This window comes from Pedococcus cremeus (assembly GCF_900111375.1).
Taxonomy (GTDB): domain Bacteria; phylum Actinomycetota; class Actinomycetes; order Actinomycetales; family Dermatophilaceae; genus Pedococcus_A; species Pedococcus_A cremeus.
The window spans coordinates 1-20292 of sequence record NZ_FOHB01000006.1 but is presented as its reverse complement, the minus strand read 5'-3'; the positions used below and the strand labels follow the sequence as shown (position 1 = coordinate 20292).

Below are 20292 nucleotides of genomic sequence, written 5' to 3'. Positions count from 1 at the left end.
TCGCATGACCGTCCGGCGCGTGATGGGGATCGAGACCGAGTACGGCATCTCGGTGCCCGGTGACCCGGCCGCCAACCCGATGCTGCTCTCGGGGCAGGTGGTACACGCCTACGCGTCCGCCCAGGGCATCCGGGCCGCGCACGCCTCCTGGGACTACGCCGACGAGGCCCCGCTGCGCGACGCCCGTGGTTTCGAGATGGGCCGCGGCGTGGCGGACGCCAGCCAGCTGACCGACGAGGAGGACCCGTCGCTCGCGAACGTCGTCCTCACCAACGGGTCGCGGCTGTACGTCGACCACGCCCACCCCGAGTACAGCTCGCCCGAGGTCACCTCCCCGCGGGCCGCGGTGGCGTGGGACCGGGCCGGTGAGCTCATCATGCGCGAGTCGGTGCGGCGGCTGTCCCAGGTGCCGCCGGGGGTCAACCTCTACAAGAACAACACCGACGGCAAGGGCGCCTCGTACGGCACCCATGAGAACTACCTCATGCGCCGCGAGACACCGTTCAGCGACATCGTGCGCCACCTCATCCCCTTCTTCGTCGCCCGCCAGGTCATGAGCGGCAGCGGCCGCGTCGGCATCGGGCAGGACTCGCGCACCGCAGGCTTCCAGATCAGCCAGCGCAGCGACTTCTTCGAGGTGGAGGTCGGGCTCGAGACCACCCTGAAGCGGCCCATCATCAACACCCGTGACGAGCCGCACGCCGTGGCCGACCTCTACCGGCGCCTGCACGTCATCATCGGCGACGCGAACCACTGCGACGTGGCGAACCTGCTCAAGCTGGGCACCACCTCGCTGGTGCTGGCCATGGTCGAGGACCACGCGATCGACGAGGACCTCACCGTCAGCCGGCCCGTCGCCACCCTGCACCGGGTCAGCCACGACCCCACGTGCCGCGAGCTCCTCGAGCTGCGCGACGGCGCCAGGCTGACCCCTGTGCAGCTGCTCTGGCGCTACCACGACCTCGCCGAGAAGTGGCTCGAGGAGCGGTATGCCGGTGAGCTGGACGACGACACCGCCGAGGTCATGCGGTGGTGGGCACTGGTCCTCGACCGGCTCGAGCGCGACCCGATGGAGGCCTCCCGAGAGGTCGACTGGGTGGCGAAGCTGAAGGTGATGCAGGGCTACATCGACCGCGACGGCCTCGACTGGTCGGACCACCGGCTGCGCGCCATCGACATCCAGTGGTCGGACGTCCGTCCCGACAAGGGGCTGTTCCACCGGCTGCGGGCGGCCGGGCGCTTCGAGGAGCTCGTCACCGACGCCGAGGTGCTCGACGCGGTGCACGAGCCGCCGGTCGACACCCGGGCCTACTTCCGGGGCAAGTGCCTCGAGAAGTACCCCGATCAGATCGCCGCCGCCTCGTGGGACTCGGTCATCTTCGACGTTCCCGGGCACACCTCGCTGCAACGTGTGCCGATGCTCGAGCCGCTGCGCGGAACCCGCGCCACGGTCGGCCCGTTGCTCGACCGAAGTGCCGACGCTGCAACGCTTCTTCGCGAGTTGGCCTCGGCATCGGGTTAGGGTCGCACTACTGTCGGCAACAGTGACCGGCGACAGCAGTCGTCGTCACACGGACACACCAAGCGGAGGTCACCAATGCCAAGCCAGGAGCAGAGCCGGCCGCAGCGGCGCGACGACGCGCCCGACGAGGCGCCTGAGCCCACCCCGGCATCGCCGGAGGCCAGCGCCCGCAAGGAGAACCTCGACAGCGACATCGACAGCGTGCTCGACGAGATCGACGGGGTCCTCGAGTCCAACGCCGAGGAGTTCGTGCGCGGATTCGTCCAGAAGGGGGGCCAGTGAGTCTCGGACCCGACGCGGGAAGGCTTCCCGCGGCATACCTCGCCGCAGGCTCCTCCTCCTTCACCGAGTTCCTCGGGGCGCACGCTCCCCAGCTGCTGCCGTCCGGTCGGCGCCTGCCCGCCGGCAGCTTCGAGGCGCCGCACGGCACGACCATCGTCTCGGCGACGTTCGACGGCGGCGTCGTCATGGCCGGTGACCGCCGGGCGACGATGGGCAACATCATCGCCAACCGCGACATGGAGAAGGTCTTCGCCGCCGACGAGTACTCCGCCGTCGGCATCGCGGGCACGGCCGGTATCGCGATCGAGCTGGTCAAGCTCTTCCAGGTCGAGCTCGAGCACTACGAGAAGATCGAGGGGGCGCTGCTGTCCCTGGAGGGCAAGGCCAACCGCCTCGCCTCGATGATCCGGGCGAACCTCGGCATGGCCATGCAGGGCCTCTCGGTGGTGCCCTTGTTCGCGGGCTACGACCTCGAACGCCCAGGGGGACGGATCTTCTCCTACGACGTGACCGGCGGCTGCTACGAGGAGAAGGACCACCACAGCGTGGGCTCCGGTTCCCTCTTCGCCCGCGGTTCCCTGAGGAAGCTCTGGCGACCCGGCCTGGGCACCGACGAGGCCGTCTCGGTCGCCGTCGAGGCCATCTACGACGCCGCGGACGACGACTCCGCCACCGGAGGCCCCGACCTGACCCGCCGCATCTGGCCCACGGTCGCGGTCATCGACGATGCCGGGGTGCGGTTCCTGCCCGACGACGAGCTGCGGGGTGTGGTGGAACAGGTGCTGGCCCAGCGCGACGGCAACCCGGGAGGTGCGCGATGACGAGCATGCCGTTCTACGTCTCGCCCGAGCAGCTGATGAAGGACCGGGCCGACTACGCCCGCAAGGGCATCGCCCGCGGCCGCTCGGTCGTCGTGCTCGGCTACGACCGGGGCATCCTGTTCGTGGCCGAGAACCCGTCACGGGCCCTGCACAAGGTCTCGGAGATCTATGACCGCATCGCCTTCGCGGCGGTCGGCAAGTACAACGAGTTCGAGAACCTCCGCGTCGCCGGTGTGCGCTACGCCGACCTGCGCGGCTACTCCTACGACCGCATCGACGTCACCGCCCGTGGGCTCGCGAACGCCTACGCCCAGACCCTGGGCACGGTCTTCACCCAGGAGTCCAAGCCCTACGAGGTCGAGATCGTGGTGGCGGAGGTGGGGGAGAGCGCCGACGACGACCAGATCTACCGGCTCACCTACGACGGGTCCGTGGCGGACGAGCACGGCTTCGTCGCCATGGGAGGCGCCGGCGACGTCATCGAGAACGCCCTCAAGGACCGGTGGACACCCGGCATGAGCCTCGGGGCAGCGCTGACGCTGGCGGTGGAGCTGCTGGGCAAGGACCCCGCGGGCGGCCACGACCGCTCCCTCGAACCGGCTCAGCTCGAGGTCGCCGTGCTAGACCGGGAGCGCCCCCGGCGCACCTTCCGGCGCATCGGCGGCACGCTGCTGCGTGACCTGCTGAACCACACCAGCCGGGTGACGGACGCCCCCTCGGTGGACGACGCCACGCCAGGGCACCACGACATCCTCACGGGCGAGGCGCCGCGGGACGAGTCCACGAACCCCCAGACCCAGCGGCCGGCCGCCGAGGACGACGGCGACCGCTCCTAGGCCGACGGAAGCCGACGGCCCCGGTTCTCAGGCGGGCGTCGGCTGCCCGGCCGGCTCGGTCGCGTAGCGCAGGTAGGGCGTGACCTCCTCGACGTCACCGAAGCGCGCCCGCGCGTCGGCGGTGCTGACGGCCGGCGCCACGATGACCCGCTCGCCCGGCTGCCAGTCGGCCGGGGTGGAGAACGGCCCGGCGTCGGTCAGCTGCAGGCTGTCGAGGGCCCGGAGGATTTCGTCGAAGTTGCGGCCCGCGCTCTTGGGGTAGGTCAGGGAGAGCCGCACGGCGTTGGCCGGGTCGATGAGGAAGACCGACCGCACGGGCGAGGTGTCGCCTGCGCCCGGGTGGATCATGTCGTAGAGCTCGGCCACGGTGCGGTCGTGGTCGGCGATGATCGGGTAGCCGACGGCCGCCCCGCTGACCCGCTCGATGTCGCCCTTCCAGGCGTGGTGGTCCTCCAGGCCGTCGACCGAGACGGCGATGACCTTGGCGTTGCGCTTGGCCCACTCGTCCTCGAGCTGGGCGACCCGGCCCAGCTCGGTCGTGCACACCGGCGTGAAGTCGGCGGGGTGGCTGAACAGGACCGCCCAGCTGCCCTGCTTCCACTCGTGGAACCGGATACGGCCCTCGGTGGTGTCGGCGGTGAAGTCGGGGGCGGTGTCACCGAGTCGCAGCGTCGCCATGTCGTGGTGTCCCTTCGGTTTCCTGCGGCGGCCAGAGGCGGCCATGGATAACGGCATGTTTGTCGTCGGCAAACATGCCGTTACTCCGGTATGCCGCGGAAGGGGCGTCCGGCATACGGACTCGGTGGGACAGATCGTGAGACGGGGGGAGATGGGGGTTTGGGACGGGGGGCTGGGGCGAGCGGCCCTCAGCGGGCTCCCGCGGCGGCGCGGGCGGCAGCCAGCAGGTCACGCTCCTCCAGCGGCGCCAGGCCTGCGCGCCGGGGACGGCCCGGTCCCTGCTGCAGCTCCCAGACGAGGACGTCCTCGAGGGACTCGGCAAGCGGTCGACAGGTCAGCCCGGCGCCTTGGGCAGCACTGGTGTCGCGGGCCATGAAACCGGCGTACTCGGGCAGGGGCAGCCACAGCGGGAGGGACCGAAGCCCGGACCAGGGTTCCACGCCCTGCGCGGTGAGCCAGTCCGGGGAGACGGGAACCAGCTCGCCCCGGTGGCCCGCGACCTCGCGCGCCGTGGCCAGGTGCTCGGCGAGGGGGACCTGCGGACCGGAGGCGTTCATCGTGCCGGTGACGCCGTCCTCGGCGCAGCGCACCAGCCAGTCGGCGAGGTCGCGCGCATCGACGACCTGCGTCGTGAGGGGGCTGTCGGGCACCAGCACGCTGCCGTCGTCGGTCGCGGGGTGGGCGAAGCGCAGCGGCCAGTACCCGGTGCGGTCGGAGTGGTCACCCGGGCCGGCAATCAGCCCCGATCGGGCCACCAGGGCACCGGCGGACCCGCGCGCCTCCAGGACGGCCTGCTCGCACGCAACCTTCCCCTCGCCGTAGGTCTCCGGCGTCGCCTCGTCACCCTCGAGGGCGGGGAGCAGGGCACCGGACTCGTCGGCCCCAGGCGTGTCATGGGCCGCGTAGACCGAGCACGAGGACACGAAGCCCCAGTGGCGGGTGCGCGCGGACAGGGCCGCCAGGGCGGACCGCACCTGCCCCGGCTGCCGGGCCAGGTCGACGACGGCGTCCCACTCCTGCTCCGCCACCTCGTCGTAGGCACCTGGGGCCCCGCGATCGGCCCGCACCAGCTGCACACCCTCGGGAGGTGAGCCCGACTCGCCGCGGGCGAGGGTGGTGACCTGGTGACCCCGGTCGAGGGCGGTGGACGCGATGCGGTGGCCGAGCCAGGCGGTGCCACCGAGGACGAGAAGGCGCATGGCCCCACGCAACCAGAGCGGTCGCGCGGAGGCCATGGAGTTTCGCTGAGGGCTCAGTCCCCCCGTGGCGTCAGCGGCCGGGGCGCGCGCCCTGCTTGGGCTGCTTGGACTGCTTGCCCGACGTCTCCTGGCTGGCCGGCTCCTGCTGGTCCGACGACTCCTGGTCCGACGACTCCTGGTCGGACGACTCCTGGTCGGCCGGCGCCTGGTCGGCCGTCTCCTGCTTGCCCGACGCCTGCTGCTCGGCCGGCTGCTGGCCGGCAGACTGCTGCTGGGCACCGGTGGCGGCCGGCTGCTGGGCGGCCTGCTCGGCCTGTGACGTCGCCTGCTCGGTGGGCGGCGCGGCCTCGCCCACGAGGGACTCGGCCATCGCCGCGCCGCCGAGGGTGGAGAGCATCTGCCGCACGTTGCTCAGCTGGGCGGTGATGCTGTCGCGACGGGCGGTGGCGGCGGCGAGCTCGCGCTCGGAGTCGCGGCGGATGCGCTCGGCCTTCTCCCGGGCTGCCGTCACCAGCGCCTCGGACTCCTGCCGGGCGCCGGCCAGCAGGGCCTCGGCCTCGGCCCGGGCCTGCCGCAGGGCCTGCTCCGCCTCGGCCGACAGCGACTCCGCACGCTGCTGGGCGTCGGAGAGCGCCTTCTCCTGCTGCGCCATCTGGGCCGAGAACTCCTGGGCAGCCGCCTCCCGGCGCTGACCGAGAGTCGCCTCGAAGTCGGCTGCGGCCGCGGCGGCCCGGGCGCGCTGGCTCTCGTAGAACGCCTCGCCCTCCTCGCGGCGGGCGGAGGCCTCGCGGTCGGCGTCGTCGAGGATGGTGTCGGCGTGCTGGCGGGCCTTCTCCACCACGCGCTTGGCCTCGGCGTCTGCGGTGCCTCGCACCTCCTCGGCGTAGCGGTCGGCCGCGGCGCGGGTCTCGCCCGCCTCGATCGTCGCTGCGCCCCGGACGGTCTCGGCCTCCTCGGCGGCGGTCCGCCGCATCTCGGCGGCCTCCTCGTCGGCCAGGGTGAGGATCGTGCCGATCCGCTCCCCGAGGTCGGCGAAGGAGGGCGCCGCGGCCTTGCGCTGCGCCTCCTCGAGGGCTGCCACCTTCTTCGCCTGGGCGTCGAGGTCCTGGCGCAGGCGGGCGTTGGCCTGCTGGAGCTGGCTGGCCTCGATGGTGCGGTCGGCCGCCTCCTGCCGTGCCTGCACCAGGGCGGTGGACAGCTCACCGTGGCGCCGGTCGACCTCGGCGGGGTCGTACCCGCGCAGAACCGTGCGGAATGCTGGGGCGTCGCTCATGGTGTGTCCGTGTTCTCCTGGGGCGGGGCGGGGGTGTCGCCAGTGGGTGTGGTGTGGTGCTGGTCCTCGGCGGTGGGCGCCGAGGGACGGTCGGTGGGCACGGCCAGGGCCTCGATGACCCCGGACAGGTGCCCGAGCTGCTGGGTGATGTCCTCGCGGCGGGCGGCGAGCACGGCGACCTCCGCGCGCGCCCGCTCGAGCATCTCGCGCGCCTCGGTGCGGATGCGGTCGGCATCGGCGCGGGCTTCGTCGGTGATGCGCATCAGCTCGGCCCGGGCGGCCTGGTTGCCGGCGTGGGTCTCGCGCTGGAGGCGCTCGACCTCGTCGGCGGTCCGCTGGCGCACGAGGCGGGCGCCGCGCTCGGCCTCCTCCAGGCGGCGGACGGCACGCTGGGCGGCCGCCTCCTCCTGCTCACGGGCACCGGCGAGCAGGCGGTCGGCCTCCTCGGTGGCCTGGCGTGCGGTCCGGTCGGCGGCCGACTCGGCTGCCACCAGCACGGCCTGTGCCTGGGCCCGGAGCCGCTCGGACTCGGCTCGTGCCGTCTCGAGGTCGGTGCGGGCCCGGTGGGCCGCCCGCGCCAGTGCACTCTGGATGGCCTGGCGCCGGCTCCGCGCCCGCGAGCTGAGCTCGAGGTGGAGGTCACGCCGCTTCCGGGCCGTGTCGGCCTCCGCCTCGGCAAGGATCCGCTCGACGGTCGCAGAGGCCCAGTCCAGCTGGCTCGCCGCCTCGGCGATCACGCGCTGTGCCTCCGCCTGGGCCTGCTCGACGACGGATGCCGCGTGCCTGGCGGCCTCCTCGCGGGTCGTCCGGGCCTCCTCGGCCACTCGGCTCGCCTCGTCCTCCGCCTCCCGGCGCAGCGCCGCGGCGGCGTGCTCGGCCTCCTCGCGCAGGGCGTCGGCTCGGGCCGTGGCCTCGTCGAGCTGCCGCTGCGCCTCAGCCGCGGCGGCCTGGAGCCGCCCGGCCTCCTCGGTGTTCAGCGCAGCGAGTCGGCGCTCGACCTCTGCCGCGGTGCCGCTGAGGGACTCCTCGGCCTGCCGTCGGGCATCCGCCAGCACTACCTCTGCCGCGGCGGCCAGCTCGTCAGCCCGCTCCTGGGCGGCTTCGCGGATCCGCTCGGCCTCGTCGCGAGCCGTGGTCACGGCGTCCTCGCTGGTGCGGGCGGCCCCCTCGGTGATGAGCGCGGCCTGCTCGGCCGCGTCGGAGAGCAGGCTGTCGGCGTCCGCCTGCGCCTCCGCCAGCACCTGCGAGGCACGGGCGTGGCGCTGCTCCACACCGGCGTGCAGCCGGGCCGCCTCGTCGTGCAGCCGCTGCGCGTCGGCGCGCATGGCTTCCGTCTCGGCCCGCGCCCGCGCGAGGGTGCGGTCCGACTCCTCACGCATGGCGTCGGCGTACGACTGGGCGCGCTCGAGGATCGACTGGGTGTGGCGGGTGACGTCGCCGAGCGGGCCCGCCACCGGCGACGGGTGCGACGCAGTTTGCTGCTCGGTGGTGGCAGCGACATCACGCATGGCCCACATGGTGTCAGATGCGACGGGATGCGTCCGCTGCCACCTCGCCCGGGGTCTGACGGGCCTAGAGTGGCTGCATGGAGCGCCGGATCTTCGGTATCGAGAACGAGTACGGCATCACCTGCACCTTCGACGGGCAGCGCCGGCTCACCCCCGACGAGGTCGCGCGCTACCTCTTCCGCAAGGTCGTCTCGTGGGGCCGGTCCTCCAACGTCTTCCTCTCCAACGGCTCACGCCTCTACCTCGACGTCGGCTCCCACCCGGAGTACGCCACGCCGGAGTGCGACCACGTGCGGCAGCTCGTCATCCACGACAAGGCGGGGGAGCGCATCCTCGAGGGCCTCGTCGCCGATGCGCAGGAGCGGCTCGTGGAGGAGGGGGTGCAGGGCGAGATCTACGTCTTCAAGAACAACACGGACTCCGCCGGCAACTCCTACGGCTGCCACGAGAACTACCTCGTCGGCCGGGCGGGGGAGTTCCAGCAGCTCTCCGACGTGCTCATCCCGTTCCTCGTCAGCCGCCAGATCACCTGCGGCGCGGGCAAGGTCGTGACGACCTCCAAGGGAGCGACCTTCTGCGTCAGCCAGCGCGCCGACCACATCTGGGAGGGCGTCTCCTCGGCGACCACCCGTTCCCGCCCGATCATCAACACCCGCGACGAGCCGCACGCCGACGCCGAGCGCTACCGCCGCCTGCACGTGATCGTCGGCGACTCCAACATGAGCGAGACCACCACCATGCTCAAGGTGGGCTCGTGCGACCTGGTGCTGCGGATGATCGAGGCCGGGGTGGTCATGCGAGACCTCACCCTGGAGAACCCGATCCGGGCCATCCGCGAGATGAGCCACGACATGACGGGGCGCAAGACGGTGCGCCTGCACAACGGCCGGGAGCTCTCGGCCCTGCAGATCCAGGGCGAGTACCTCGAGCGGGCGCAGGCGTTCGCCGACCGCGAGGGCCTGCGCGACCCGATCCACAAGCAGGTGCTCGACCTCTGGGAGCGCACCCTGACCGCCGTCGAGTCCGACAACCTCTCGCTGGTCGACACCGAGATCGACTGGGTCATCAAGCACCGGCTCATCACCGACTACGCCACCAAGCACGGCCTGGCGCTCGAGCACCCCCGCATCGCCCAGCTCGACCTCGCCTACCACGACATCAACCGGCAGCGCGGCCTGTTCTACGTGCTGCAGAAGCACGGCCGCGCCGCCCGGGTCTGCACCGACCCCGAGGTCTTCGAGGCCAAGACCCGGCCTCCGCAGACGACGAGGGCCAAGCTGCGCGGCGACTTCATCCGCGCCGCGCAGGAGCACCGCCGCGACTTCACGGTCGACTGGGTGCACCTGAAGCTCAACGACCAGGCCCAGCGCACGGTGCTGTGCAAGGACCCGTTCGCGGCGGTCGACGCCCGGGTGGACCGGCTCATCGAGGGGATGGGCGGCTAGGACCCACAGCAGCAGCCGTTATGGTGGGCGTTCCCGTGCCTTCGTCCATCGAAAGTTGACTTGTGCTGAAACGACGTACCCGCACCCTGTCCGCCGCCGCTGTCGCGGTGGTCCTGACCGCCGGCGCACTCAGCGCGTGCGGCGACGGCAAGGACGCCAGCAAGTCGACCGCCCTCGACCAGACCACGGTCTCCGGCGGCAGCGCGACCGAAGCCCCCAAGGTCGAGGTGAAGCCGAAGCCGCTGAAGGTGACCGAGACGCAGACCCGCGTGCTCAAGGCCGGTGACGGCCCGGTCGTCAAGGGCGACGAGATCGTCAGCCTCAACTACGTCCTGCTCAACGGCAAGGACGGCAGCCAGCTCGACACCAACTTCGGCAAGCAGAAGCTCGGCCTGAACCTCGGCGACAAGAACCTGCTGCCCGGCATCAAGAAGGGCGTGGCCAACCAGAAGGTCGGCTCGCGCATCCTCGTCGCGATGCCCCCGAAGGACGCCTTCGGCGCGCAGGGCAACGCCCAGATCAAGGTCGCCAAGGACGACACCGTCGTGTTCCTCTTCGACGTCGTCTCGGCCACCACCCCGCTCAAGACGGCCACGGGCAAGGCGGTGACCCCGCCGGAGAACCTGCCCAGCGTCACGGTGCAGGACGGCAAGCCGGCCACCATCACCATCCCGAAGGGCCAGAAGCCGCCGAAGGACACCGTCAGCCAGCTCCTCGTCGACGGTTCGGGCCCGAAGGTCCAGGCCGGCCAGACGATCCGGGTCACCTACACCGGTGCGCTGTGGAAGAACGGCAAGGTCTTCGACAGCAGTGCCAGCAGCCCCCAGGGCTACTTCGAGACGGTGATCGGCCAGAAGCAGGTCATCACCGCCTGGGACAAGGAGCTCGTCGGCAAGAACGTCGGCAGCCGCGTCCTGCTCGTCGTGCCCCCGAAGGACGGCTACGGCGCCGCCGGCTCCCCGCCGAAGATCAGCGGCACGGACACCCTGGTGTTCGTCGTCGACATCCTCGCGGCGTACTGACCCGGCGTACTGACCGCTGCAGCGGGAACCCAGCCCGCACCGCAGCACCCCAGCGCACACCTCCCACCGAACGGAAGGACCACCCATGGGCTTCGACCCCAACACCACCAAGCCGGAGATCGACTTCCCGGGCGACTCCGCCCCCAGCGAGCTCGTCATCGAGGACCTCGCCGAGGGTGACGGCGCCGAGGCCGGCGCCGGCGACACCATCAAGGCGCACTACGTCGGCGTCGCCCACTCGACCGGCGAGGAGTTCGACGCCTCCTGGAACCGTGGTGCGCCGCTGCAGTTCCGCCTCGGCGTCGGCCAGGTCATCCGCGGCTGGGACGAGGGCATCGTCGGCATGAAGGTCGGCGGTCGCCGCAAGCTCACCATCCCCGCGAACATGGCCTACGGCGACCGCGGTGCGGGCAACCTCATCAAGCCGGGCGAGACCCTGATCTTCGTGGTCGACCTCGTCGACGTGGCCTGAGCCGAGCCGCTCCAGCACAGCCACACCACGGCACCCTCCGAGCCGCCCCGCCTCGTGCGGGGCGGCTCGCTGCGTCCCATCGCGCGGGCGAAGCCGTCAGGACGACGTCCGGGAACCCACGGCATACCGGCCCGCCGCTGCCGCTGCCACGAAGGCGGCACGGTCCTCGTCGAGCCCACGGCCCATCGTCGACAGGCGCACCGGGGAGCTCCGCAGCGCCTCGTCGAGGCCGCCGGTCGGGACGTCGACGGCCGTGAGGCGCCCACCGCTGTCGTCGCACAGCTCCCGCGCCTGCCGGCGCACGAGGTCGCCGATCTCGCCGCCGAGGTCGGGCACCGGGAGCGTGGCCGGCACCAGCGCGACCCGTCCGTATGCCGTGCGGCTGTGGTGCGAGACGCCGCGGTGCCGCGGTCGCGCGTCACCCTCGGAGACGCGCAGGGAGGCGATGGGCCGGCCGCCGAGGACGTGGGCGGCGTTGAGCGCTTCTCCCGCGGCGACGCCCGTGAAGCCCCAGGTGGTGCCGGTGCCGACGTTGCCGGGTCCCTGCGCCACCACCACCACGTCGGCGTGCAGGACGTGCACCGCCGCGAGCAGCCCCGTGTGCAGGGTCACCGCCTCGTGGTCGCCGCCGAAGGCCTGGCCCACGGTGATGGTGCCGGCGATCCAGTGCGCCCCGCGCAGGCTGGAGATCGTGCGGGAGAAGGCCGCGGGCAGCGCCCCGCCGTCGGTCATGACGTAGACGACACGCGCAGCCGGGTCCTCGGCGCGCACGCCGGCGACGACCGCGGGCAGGGCGGAGTGGAGGTCGGCGACCACCACGGGCACACCTCCCAGGTCGTCGGCCTCGGCGAGCACGCCGTGGTGCGGGCTGTCCTGCTCGTCGACGGCCAGGAACATCTGCTGCTGGGGCGTGTAGCGCGCCTTGACGATGTGCCCCGGGCCCGGCTGCGCGTCGGGTGGGAGCCGGTCGGGCAGCGCGACGACGAAGGCGAGGCCGCCCGTGCCCAGGCCGCGCAGCAGCGCGGAGGCGTTCAGCAGCACGCGGTCGCCGGGGTGGGGGTCGCCGACCACGGCGGTGTATGCCAGGGCCTTGACCGTGCCCTCGGGCGCCGCCCCGCCGTCGGCGTCCTCGCCGGCCGCGAGCCGCACGGCATACACGGCCGCCCCGGACCACCGCTGGAGCTCGCGTTCGACCGTCCCCGCACGCCACTGCATCACGACGGGCAGACTATCCACGCCCGGGGTGGCGCCGTCCGGGAGCGCCGTCCGGTAGCGTCGCCCGGGTGAGTGCCCCCGGAGGACCTGCCGCCAAGACGGAGCGGCTCCTCAACCTCGTCCTGTGCCTGCTGTACACCCGCAGGCCGCTGACGAAGTCGACCATCCGCCGCCTCGTGCCGCAGTACGGCGCCGCGGCGTCGGACGAGGCGTTCGACCGGATGTTCGAGCGCGACAAGGACGAGCTGCGCGAGCTCGGCATCCCGCTCGTCACGGAGGAGACCAGCTCGATCTGGGAGGACGAGACCGGCTACCGGATCGACCAGCGCGAGTACGCCCTGCCCGAGATCTCGTTCGAGCCCGACGAGCTGGCCGTGCTCGGCCTGGCCAGCCGCACGTGGGCCCACGCCTCGCTCGCCGGACCGGCCGCGCAGGCGCTGCGCAAGCTCAAGGCGTCGGGCATCGAGCGCGACAGCGAGTCGCTCATCGGCATCGAGCCGCGGCTGCGCACCAGCGAACCGGCGTTCGACGACGCCAAGAACGCCGTGGTGACCCGCCGCGAGCTCCAGTTCGCCTACCGCACCGGTGGCGAGGGGGAGACCCGGCAGCGGCACGTCCAGCCGTGGGGCCTGGCCTCGTGGCACGGCCGCTGGTACCTCACCGGCCACGACCTCGACCGGGACGCGCCCCGGGTGTTCCGGCTCTCGCGCATCAGCGGACCGGTCAAGGCCATCGGGCCGGTGAACGCCTTCGACGTGCCGGCGGACCACCGACCGCGCGACATGATCCGCACCACGGTGGGGGAGCAGCACCCCCAGCAGGCGACCGTGCGGGCGCGCGAGGGCCGCGGTCTGTCGCTGCGCCGCCGCGCCGCCACCGTGACGGACGCAGGAGAGGGCTGGTCGGAGCTCACGGTGGTCTTCACCGACGCCGAGGCGTTCGCCGACGAGGTGACCGGCTACGGACCCGACGTGGTCGTTCTCGAGCCGGCCGAGGTCCGCGAGGCCGTGGTGCGACGGCTCGAGGGAGCCGCCCACGCGCACCGTGGCCTGGTTCGAGCCGAGGGGGAGCAGCGATGAGTGGGGGACCGGCAGGGTCACAGGCACGACGGACGCAGGAGTCGGCCACAGACCGGCTCTCGCGGCTGCTGACGATGGTGCCGTGGCTGGTCAACCGCCAGGGCATCGACCTCGCCGAGGCCGCGGCGGGCCTCGGGGTGACCGAGCGCCAGCTCGAGGACGACCTGCAGCTGCTCTTCATGTGCGGCTACGGGCAGATGCCCGACGAGCTCATCGACGCCCAGTGGGAGGGCGGCCGTGTCTTCGTCACCAACGCCGACACCATCGCCCGGCCGCTGCGCCTCGGGGTCGACGAGGCGCTGACGCTCATGGTGGGGCTGCGCGCCCTGGCCGCCGTCCCCGGCATCGGTGAGCGCGACGCCATCGAGCGGGCGCTCGCCAAGCTCGAGCAGGCCACTGGGGCGAGCGCCGACGCCGCCGCGCGGGTCGACGTCGCCATCGACGAGGGGGTGGCGGCCGAGCTGCTCGCCGACGCCCGCCGCGCCCTGGAGCAGCGGCGCCGGCTGCACCTGCGCTACCTCGTGCCGAGCCGCGACGAGGCGACCGAGCGCGACGTCGACCCGATGCGCGTGGTCAACCTCGACGCGCACTGGTACCTCGAGGGCTGGTGCCACCGCGCCCAGGACACCCGGCTGTTCCGGATGGACCGCATCGAGCGGCTCGAGGTGCTCGACGTCGACGGCACGCCGCCGCCCCAGGCCCAGCTGCGCGACCTCGACGCCGGCACCTTCACCGCCCGCGAGGACGACCTCCTCGTGACCCTGCGGCTGCTTCCCGGCGCCACCTGGGTGAGCGACTACTACCCCGTGGAGTCCGTCGAGGTGCACGACGACGGCTCGCAGACCGTCGGCCTGCGCACCAGCGACACGGCGTGGCTGCGCCGGCTGCTCTGGCGGCTGGGCGGCCACGGGGTCGTCGTGTCGCCACCGGAGGTGGCCGACGAGGTGCGCCACGGCGCGGAGGCGGCCCTGGCGGCATACGCGGTCGTGGACGGGTAGGGTCGTCGCCCGTGTGGTGGTGGGTGCTGATCTGGACGATCCTCGTGGTGGTCGCGGGGGTCTACCTCGTCGCGCGCCTGTGGGGGCTCTGGGGCCAGGTCAAGGAGCTCACCGCCGAGACCGAGCGCGCCAGCCGGACCATCGCCGCCCTCGAGGCGGAGGTCGACCGGCTGGGGGAGGCACCGCCCCAGGCCATCGCCGTGTTCCAGGACCCCCGTGACCTGCGCCGGGAACGCGAGCGCACCCGTGCTTCGTTGAGGCAGGAGCGGCGCACTCGACAGGCCGCCCGTCGCCCGGTGTGGGCGCGCAACGTGGACTGAGCGCCAGCCGGACCGGCGCGCCACCTAGACTGACCTGAAGAACGCACGACACCGTTGCCGGAGAGCCGGCTGAAGGGATCTGACCACATGGGACGCGGACTGTTCGAGGGATGGCACCTGATCATCCTGATCGTGTTGCTCATCGTGCTCTTCGGCTTCCGGCGGCTCCCCGACGCCGCCCGGTCGATCGGCCGCTCGATGCGCATCTTCAAGTCCGAGGTCGACGAGATGAAGAACGACGGCAAGAGCGCCGCGAGCAGCGACACCGTGCGCGGCGAGACCGTCAACGACACTCGGCAGACCCCGCAGCAGACGCCAGGCGAGGACCCGGGCCGGCCGACGACCACCCCGTCGACGCCGCCCGCCCGGGCGGCCTCCCGCGAGGGCGACGCGCTGCGCGAGGACAACAGCCCGCGCACCGACAACCACAGCGGTCCCGTCGCCTGACGACCGACTCCTCCTGACCCGGCTGCCAGATGGCTGCGTTCCGTCGTGCCCGCAACCCCGAGGGGCGGATGTCGCTGGGTGACCACCTGCGCGAGCTGCGCCGGCGGCTCGTGATTGCGGGACTTGCCGTCCTGCTCTTCGCGGTGCTGGGCTGGATCTACTACCCCGAGATCTACGACCGGCTCGCCGCGCCGTTCAACGACTACAAGAACGCCCACCCGGGCAGCGCGATCAGCCTCAACTTCGGCAACGCCACGGCGGCGTTCTCCCAGCAGCTGAGCATCGCCATCTTCGCCGGCTTCATCGCCGCGAGCCCGGTCTGGCTCTACCAGCTGTGGGCCTTCATCGTCCCCGGCCTCACCCGCAAGGAGAAGCGGATCTCGCTCGCGTTCGTCGCCGCGATCGTGCCGCTCTTCCTGGCGGGCTGCGCGCTGGCGTACACGGTGCTGCCCAAGGTCCTGGCGGTGCTCTACGGCTTCACCCCGGCCGGTGCGTCGAACATCCAGCAGGTGAGCGACTACTTCTCGTTCGTCACACGGTTCATCCTCGCGTTCGGCGGCGCGTTCCTCATGCCCGTGTTCCTCGTCGCGCTGAGCGCGGTCGGGGTGCTGCCGTCCTCCGCCATGGTCAAGGCGTGGCGCCCGGCGGTGTTCGGGATCTTCGTGCTGTCGGCGATCCTGACCCCCACCCCCGACGCGTTCACCATGTTCCTCATGGCCATCCCACTCGTCGTGCTCTACTTCGCCGCGATCGGGGTCGCCAAGCTCATCGAACGCAGTCGTCGCCGCGCCCGCCCCGAGTGGACCGACGTGCCCGACGACGAAGCCTCGACGCTGTAGGTTTCCGGCTCGTGGGCAAACGCATCGGCCTGGTGGTCAACCCCACCTCGGGCAAGAACCGTGGTGGGGCCCTCGGCATCGAGGTGGCGAACCGGCTGCGGGCCCATGGCCACGAGGTCCTCGAGCTCTCGGACGAGACGGCCGAGGCCGCCCGCGACCGTGCCATCGGGGCCATCGCACAGGGAATCGACGTCCTCGCCGTGGCCGGCGGCGACGGCATGGTGCACCTCGGCGTCAACCTCTGCGCCGACACCAAGACCCCGCTGGCCATCATCGCGGCGGGCACCGGCAACGACATCGCCCGCGGGCTCGGTCTCCCCGTGCACGACCCGATCGCCGCCGCGGACGTGGTGGGCAGCGGCATACCCCGTGAGATCGACGTGGTGCGCCACGTCGACGCCCGCGGCGACGTGCGGTGGTTCGCCGGCGTCCTCGGCGCCGGCTTCGACTCGCTCGTCAACGAGCGCGCCAACACGTGGCCGTGGCCGAAGGGCCGCATGCGCTACAACCTGGCCATCGCCCGCGAGCTGCCCGGCTTCCGCGCCATCCCGTATGCCGTGACCGTCGACGGGGTGCGCCACGAGACGGCGGCCATGCTGGTCACCGTGGGCAACGGGCAGTCGTACGGCGGCGGCATGCGGGTGTGCCCCGACGCGTCGTTCGACGACGGCCTGCTCGACGTGATGGTGCTCCACGACATCAGCACGCTGGAGTTCCTCAAGGTCTTCCCGACGGTCTTCAAGGGCACACACGTGCGCCACCCGGCTGTGGAGATCCTGCGCGGCCGCGAGGTCACGCTGGAGGCCGAGGGGATCGTGGCCTACGCCGACGGCGAGCGGTTCCTGCCCCTGCCGCTGACGCTGGAGGTCGTGCCGGCGGCGCTCACCGTGATGGTGCCGGCCGTGCCCGGTGGGTGAGGCGGCGCGCCGGTAGGTGCCCCGTGGGTCAGGTGCGGCTCGCTGGCATAGCCTGACGACATGTCCACCCCTGCCGAGCGCTACGCCGAAGCAGCCCAGCGGGGCAGGCGGGCCCGCAGCCACGTCGGCTCCTTCATCGAAGGGCTCGAGTTCCCGCTCGACGACTTCCAGGTGAAGGCCTGCGAGGCGGTGGAGGCAGGCAAGGGCGTGCTCGTCGCGGCGCCCACCGGCGCCGGGAAGACCATCGTCGGCGAGTTCGCCGTGCACCTGGCGCTGGCCACCGGCCGCAAGGCGTTCTACACCACGCCGATCAAGGCGCTGTCGAACCAGAAGTACAACGACCTGGTGCGCGTCCACGGCGCCTCCAAGGTGGGCCTGCTCACCGGCGACTCCTCGGTCAACGGGGAGGCCCCCGTGGTGGTCATGACCACCGAGGTGCTGCGCAACATGATGTATGCCGGTTCCTCGACCCTGCACGGGCTCGGCTACGTGGTCATGGACGAGGTGCACTACCTCGCCGACCGCTTCCGTGGCGCCGTGTGGGAGGAGGTGATCATCCACCTCCCCGAGGACGTCCAGGTCGTCTCGCTCTCGGCGACGGTGAGCAACGCCGAGGAGTTCGGCGACTGGCTGGCCGAGGTGCGGGGCAACCACGAGGTGATCGTCTCCGAGCACCGTCCGGTGCCGCTGTGGCAGCACGTGATGGTGGGCCAGACGCTGCACGACCTCTTCGTCGACGAGACGTCGGCACCCACGGCGTCGCTCGACGCGAGCCGCGTCAACCCCGACCTGCTGGCTGCGGTGCGGCACGTGGAGACCCGTGGCCGCTACGACAACGGCTTCGGTGGGGGCTACAGCGGCGGTGGAGGCGGCTACGGCGGCGGCCGCGGTGGGGGAGGGCGTGGTGGCGGTCGCTCCGGAGGTGGGCGGGGGCGCGCACCGCGCGGTCCGGGCGGAGGACCCGGCGGACGGGGCATGGCCCGCGGCGCCGAGCTGTCCGGTGGCGGCCCACGGGGCGGCGGGCGACCGGGTGGGGGAGCGACCCGCGCCGAGGTCATCGCCCGGCTTGACCGTGAGGCGTTGCTGCCTGCGATCACCTTCATCTTCAGCCGAGTCGGCTGCGACGCCGCCGTGCGCCAGCTGCTCGTCGACGGCATGCGCCTCATCCCCGAGCGCGAGGGTGACCGGATCCGCCGGCTCGTCGAGGAGCGCGTGCGGGGCCTGGCCGCCGAGGACCTCACCGTGCTGGGCTACTGGGACTTCGTCGAGGGGCTGACCCGCGGGTATGCCGCCCACCACGCCGGCATGCTGCCGACCTTCCGCGAGATCGTCGAGGAGCTGTTCACCGCCGGCCGCATCCGGGCCGTCTTCGCCACCGAGACACTGGCGCTCGGCATCAACATGCCCGCCCGAACGGTCGTGCTCGAGAAGCTGGTCAAGTTCAACGGCGAGACCCACGCCGACGTGACGCCGGCCGAGTACACCCAGCTCACCGGGCGCGCGGGCCGCCGCGGCATCGACATCGAGGGCCACGCCGTCGTGCTCTGGAACCGCGGCATGGACGTGCTCGCCCTCGCCGGGCTGGCCTCGACCCGCACCTACCCGCTCCGGTCCAGCTTCCGGCCCACCTACAACATGGCCGTCAACCTCGTGGCCCAGGTCGGCCGCGAGGTCGCCCGCGAGATCCTCGAGACCTCCTTCGCCCAGTTCCAGGCCGACCGCGCGGTCGTCGGCCTCGCACGCGCCGTGCGACGCAACGAGGAGGGCCTGGAGGGTTACGCCGAGGCCATGCACTGCCACCTCGGCGACTTCCGCGAGTATGCCGCGCTGCGCGACGAGATCCGTCGCCTCGAGAAGGATGGTGCCAAGGCCCGCGCGGCGAGCAAGCGAGCCGAGGCGGCCCTGAGCCTGGAGGCGCTGCGCACCGGCGACGTCATCCGGATCCCGGCCGGGCGCCGCGCCGGGTATGCCGTGGTGGTGCAGCCGAGCAGGTCCTACCGGGGTGAGCCGGCGTCGCCGACGGTCCTCACGGAGGACCGGCAGGTCCGGAAGCTGACGCTCGTCGACGTGCCGGTGCCGGTCGAGCCGCTGACCCGGATGAAGGTGCCCTCGCACTTCAACAGCAAGAGCCCCAAGGCACGCCGCGACCTCGCCACCACGTTGCGGATCGCGGTTCCCCACGAGCCGCCGCCGCGCAAGGAGGGCCGCGAGGCCGCGGCGGGGGACGAGGGTCGTATCGCCGAGCTGCGGCGGCAGATGAAGGCGCACCCCTGCCACCAGTGCCCCGACCGGGAGGACCACGCGCGGTGGGCCGAGCGGTGGTGGCGCCTGAAGCGGGAGACCGTGGGGCTTCAGCGCAAGGTGGAGGGTCGCACCAACTCGGTGGCCAAGACGTTCGACCGCATCTGCATGCTCCTCTCGCAGATGGGGTACCTCTCCGAGGCGGGCGACAGCGTCACGCCGCAAGGCGAGCACCTGCGGCGGCTCTACACCGAGAAGGACCTGTTGGCGGCCGAGTGCCTGCGCCTCGGGCTGTGGAAGCGGCTCGACCCCGCCGAGCTTGCCGCCGTGGTCTCCAGCCTGGTGCACGAGCCGCGTCGTGACGAGGTGGACCCCAACCCGGTGATGCCCACCGACGCCGTCACCGAGGCGGTCACCGGCATGACCCGGCTGTGGGCCGACCTCGAGGACAGAGAGCGCGACCTCGGCCTGCCCCTCACCGGTAACCCGGACGCCGGGATGGCCTGGATGATGCACCGGTGGGCGAGCGGGCAGCGGCTCGAGGCCGTGCTGCGCGGGCAGGACATGGCAGCCGGCGACTTCGTGCGCCGCTGCAAGCAGGTGGTCGACCTGCTCGACCAGGTCGCTGACGCCGCCCCCGAACCTGCCCTGCGGGCCACGGCACGCAAGGCGACCGATCTGGTCATGCGGGGTGTCGTCGCCGCCGACCGGCTCGACTGAGACCCGAACATCTCGTGTGCACAACCTGCCGCCGGCACTCCCATTGCGGTAAACTCGAACATACGTTCGAAGTGGGGGGGCCGATGAGCGGGACGGTGTCAGCCACAGAGGCAGGGGTGTTCAGCCCGGCTGCCGTGGAGTGCGCCGACCTGCCTGACCTGCTGGGTGCGGTGGCGCGCCTCTCGCAAGGGGACGTTGCGGCGTTGTCGGCCCGGGACGCCGAGGGGTATGTGTTGGCCTGCGACCGGCTCCGGTCGGCTCTCGATGGTCGGCAGGCGGTGGCGATGGACACCCTGGCCGCCCGGGTGGATGAGGACCTGCAGCGGCGGGCCCAGGACCAGCGGCGCGGCGGAGTGCCGGTGCACCCGGGGCCTGAGCTGCACGGGTTCGTCGCCTCGATGCTCGCGCCGGGGCTGCACTGCTCGACGCGGACCGTGCAGCGGCGGCTGGAGGGGGAC

General features: G+C 72.3%; 20 protein-coding genes. 15 read left to right on the top strand and 5 right to left on the bottom strand.

All coding sequences use genetic code 11. From position 1 onward, the window contains the following. Positions 1–4: 4 nt before the first annotated feature. The 4 genes from dop (at position 5) to prcA (ending at position 3461) form a co-directional block, all read left to right on the top strand. The gene (dop, locus tag BMW78_RS12550; protein ID WP_091760184.1) at positions 5–1522 is read left to right on the top strand and encodes a depupylase/deamidase Dop; all 1518 of its coding nucleotides are present in this window, start codon (positions 5–7) and stop codon (positions 1520–1522) included. Positions 1523–1597: 75 nt separating this feature from the next. Further along, entirely contained in the window at positions 1598–1804 is a 207-nt protein-coding gene (locus BMW78_RS12545; RefSeq protein ID WP_091760181.1) for a ubiquitin-like protein Pup, read from the top strand. Next, positions 1801–2625: a proteasome subunit beta gene (gene prcB, locus BMW78_RS12540; RefSeq protein ID WP_091760180.1), complete on the top strand. Its 825-nt coding sequence runs from the start codon at positions 1801–1803 to the stop codon at positions 2623–2625. The genes BMW78_RS12545 and prcB overlap by 4 nt, the downstream gene beginning before the upstream one ends. After that, positions 2622–3461 carry a proteasome subunit alpha gene (prcA, locus tag BMW78_RS12535; RefSeq protein WP_091760177.1) on the top strand — a complete coding sequence of 280 codons (840 nt, stop codon included), beginning with the start codon at positions 2622–2624 and terminating at the stop codon, positions 3459–3461. Before prcB ends, prcA begins: the two co-directional genes overlap by 4 nt. A gap of 27 nt (positions 3462–3488) precedes the next feature. Here the strand turns inward: prcA and BMW78_RS12530 are convergent, their stop codons facing one another. The 4 genes from BMW78_RS12530 to BMW78_RS20830 form a co-directional block, all read right to left on the bottom strand. Then, the gene (locus BMW78_RS12530) at positions 3489–4139 is read right to left on the bottom strand and encodes a peroxiredoxin (RefSeq protein WP_091760174.1); all 651 of its coding nucleotides are present in this window, start codon (positions 4137–4139) and stop codon (positions 3489–3491) included. 188 nt (positions 4140–4327) lie between these two features. After that, the gene (locus BMW78_RS12525) at positions 4328–5338 is read right to left on the bottom strand and encodes an NAD-dependent epimerase/dehydratase family protein (RefSeq protein ID WP_091760171.1); all 1011 of its coding nucleotides are present in this window, start codon (positions 5336–5338) and stop codon (positions 4328–4330) included. Positions 5339–5408: 70 nt separating this feature from the next. Next, a complete protein-coding gene (locus tag BMW78_RS12520; RefSeq protein WP_091760168.1) occupies positions 5409–6611 on the bottom strand; it encodes a coiled-coil domain-containing protein in 1203 nt (400 codons plus the stop codon). Beyond that, a complete protein-coding gene (locus BMW78_RS20830) occupies positions 6608–8119 on the bottom strand; it encodes a coiled-coil domain-containing protein (protein WP_177180378.1) in 1512 nt (503 codons plus the stop codon). The genes BMW78_RS12520 and BMW78_RS20830 overlap by 4 nt, the downstream gene beginning before the upstream one ends. A gap of 77 nt (positions 8120–8196) precedes the next feature. Here BMW78_RS20830 and pafA point away from each other — a divergent pair, with 77 nt between their 5' ends. The 3 genes from pafA (at position 8197) to BMW78_RS12500 (ending at position 11058) form a co-directional block, all read left to right on the top strand. Continuing rightward, the gene (pafA, locus tag BMW78_RS12510) at positions 8197–9564 is read left to right on the top strand and encodes a Pup--protein ligase (RefSeq protein ID WP_091760162.1); all 1368 of its coding nucleotides are present in this window, start codon (positions 8197–8199) and stop codon (positions 9562–9564) included. 62 nt (positions 9565–9626) lie between these two features. Continuing rightward, on the top strand, positions 9627–10586 hold the full coding sequence (locus BMW78_RS12505) for an FKBP-type peptidyl-prolyl cis-trans isomerase (protein ID WP_091760160.1): 960 nt from the start codon (positions 9627–9629) through the stop codon (positions 10584–10586). An 85-nt stretch (positions 10587–10671) separates the two neighbouring features. Next, a complete protein-coding gene (locus BMW78_RS12500) occupies positions 10672–11058 on the top strand; it encodes an FKBP-type peptidyl-prolyl cis-trans isomerase (protein WP_091760157.1) in 387 nt (128 codons plus the stop codon). A gap of 96 nt (positions 11059–11154) precedes the next feature. Here BMW78_RS12500 and BMW78_RS12495 read toward each other — a convergent pair whose 3' ends face one another. After that, the gene (locus BMW78_RS12495) at positions 11155–12276 is read right to left on the bottom strand and encodes a DUF3866 family protein (RefSeq protein WP_245735832.1); all 1122 of its coding nucleotides are present in this window, start codon (positions 12274–12276) and stop codon (positions 11155–11157) included. A gap of 65 nt (positions 12277–12341) precedes the next feature. Between BMW78_RS12495 and BMW78_RS12490 the strand changes: the two genes are divergently transcribed. From BMW78_RS12490 to BMW78_RS12455, 8 genes are all read left to right on the top strand, one after another. Beyond that, entirely contained in the window at positions 12342–13352 is a 1011-nt protein-coding gene (locus tag BMW78_RS12490) for a helix-turn-helix transcriptional regulator (RefSeq protein WP_091760154.1), read from the top strand. Beyond that, positions 13349–14350: a helix-turn-helix transcriptional regulator gene (locus BMW78_RS12485; RefSeq protein ID WP_091760151.1), complete on the top strand. Its 1002-nt coding sequence runs from the start codon at positions 13349–13351 to the stop codon at positions 14348–14350. Before BMW78_RS12490 ends, BMW78_RS12485 begins: the two co-directional genes overlap by 4 nt. 11 nt (positions 14351–14361) lie before the next feature. Then, entirely contained in the window at positions 14362–14670 is a 309-nt protein-coding gene (locus tag BMW78_RS12480; protein WP_091760148.1) for a hypothetical protein, read from the top strand. An 87-nt stretch (positions 14671–14757) separates the two neighbouring features. Next, complete coding sequence (tatA, locus tag BMW78_RS12475; RefSeq protein WP_091760145.1) at positions 14758–15117, top strand: Sec-independent protein translocase subunit TatA; 360 nt, start codon at positions 14758–14760, stop codon at positions 15115–15117. Between the two features lie 29 nt (positions 15118–15146). Further along, positions 15147–15956 carry a twin-arginine translocase subunit TatC gene (gene tatC / locus BMW78_RS12470; RefSeq protein WP_245735831.1) on the top strand — a complete coding sequence of 270 codons (810 nt, stop codon included), beginning with the start codon at positions 15147–15149 and terminating at the stop codon, positions 15954–15956. A gap of 11 nt (positions 15957–15967) precedes the next feature. Beyond that, positions 15968–16873 carry a diacylglycerol/lipid kinase family protein gene (locus tag BMW78_RS12465; RefSeq protein ID WP_091760137.1) on the top strand — a complete coding sequence of 302 codons (906 nt, stop codon included), beginning with the start codon at positions 15968–15970 and terminating at the stop codon, positions 16871–16873. 60 nt (positions 16874–16933) lie between these two features. Continuing rightward, the gene (locus BMW78_RS12460; RefSeq protein WP_091760133.1) at positions 16934–19834 is read left to right on the top strand and encodes a DEAD/DEAH box helicase; all 2901 of its coding nucleotides are present in this window, start codon (positions 16934–16936) and stop codon (positions 19832–19834) included. A gap of 95 nt (positions 19835–19929) precedes the next feature. After that, a partial coding sequence (locus BMW78_RS12455) for a hypothetical protein (RefSeq protein ID WP_143056246.1) occupies positions 19930–20292 on the top strand: 363 nt, incomplete at its 3' end.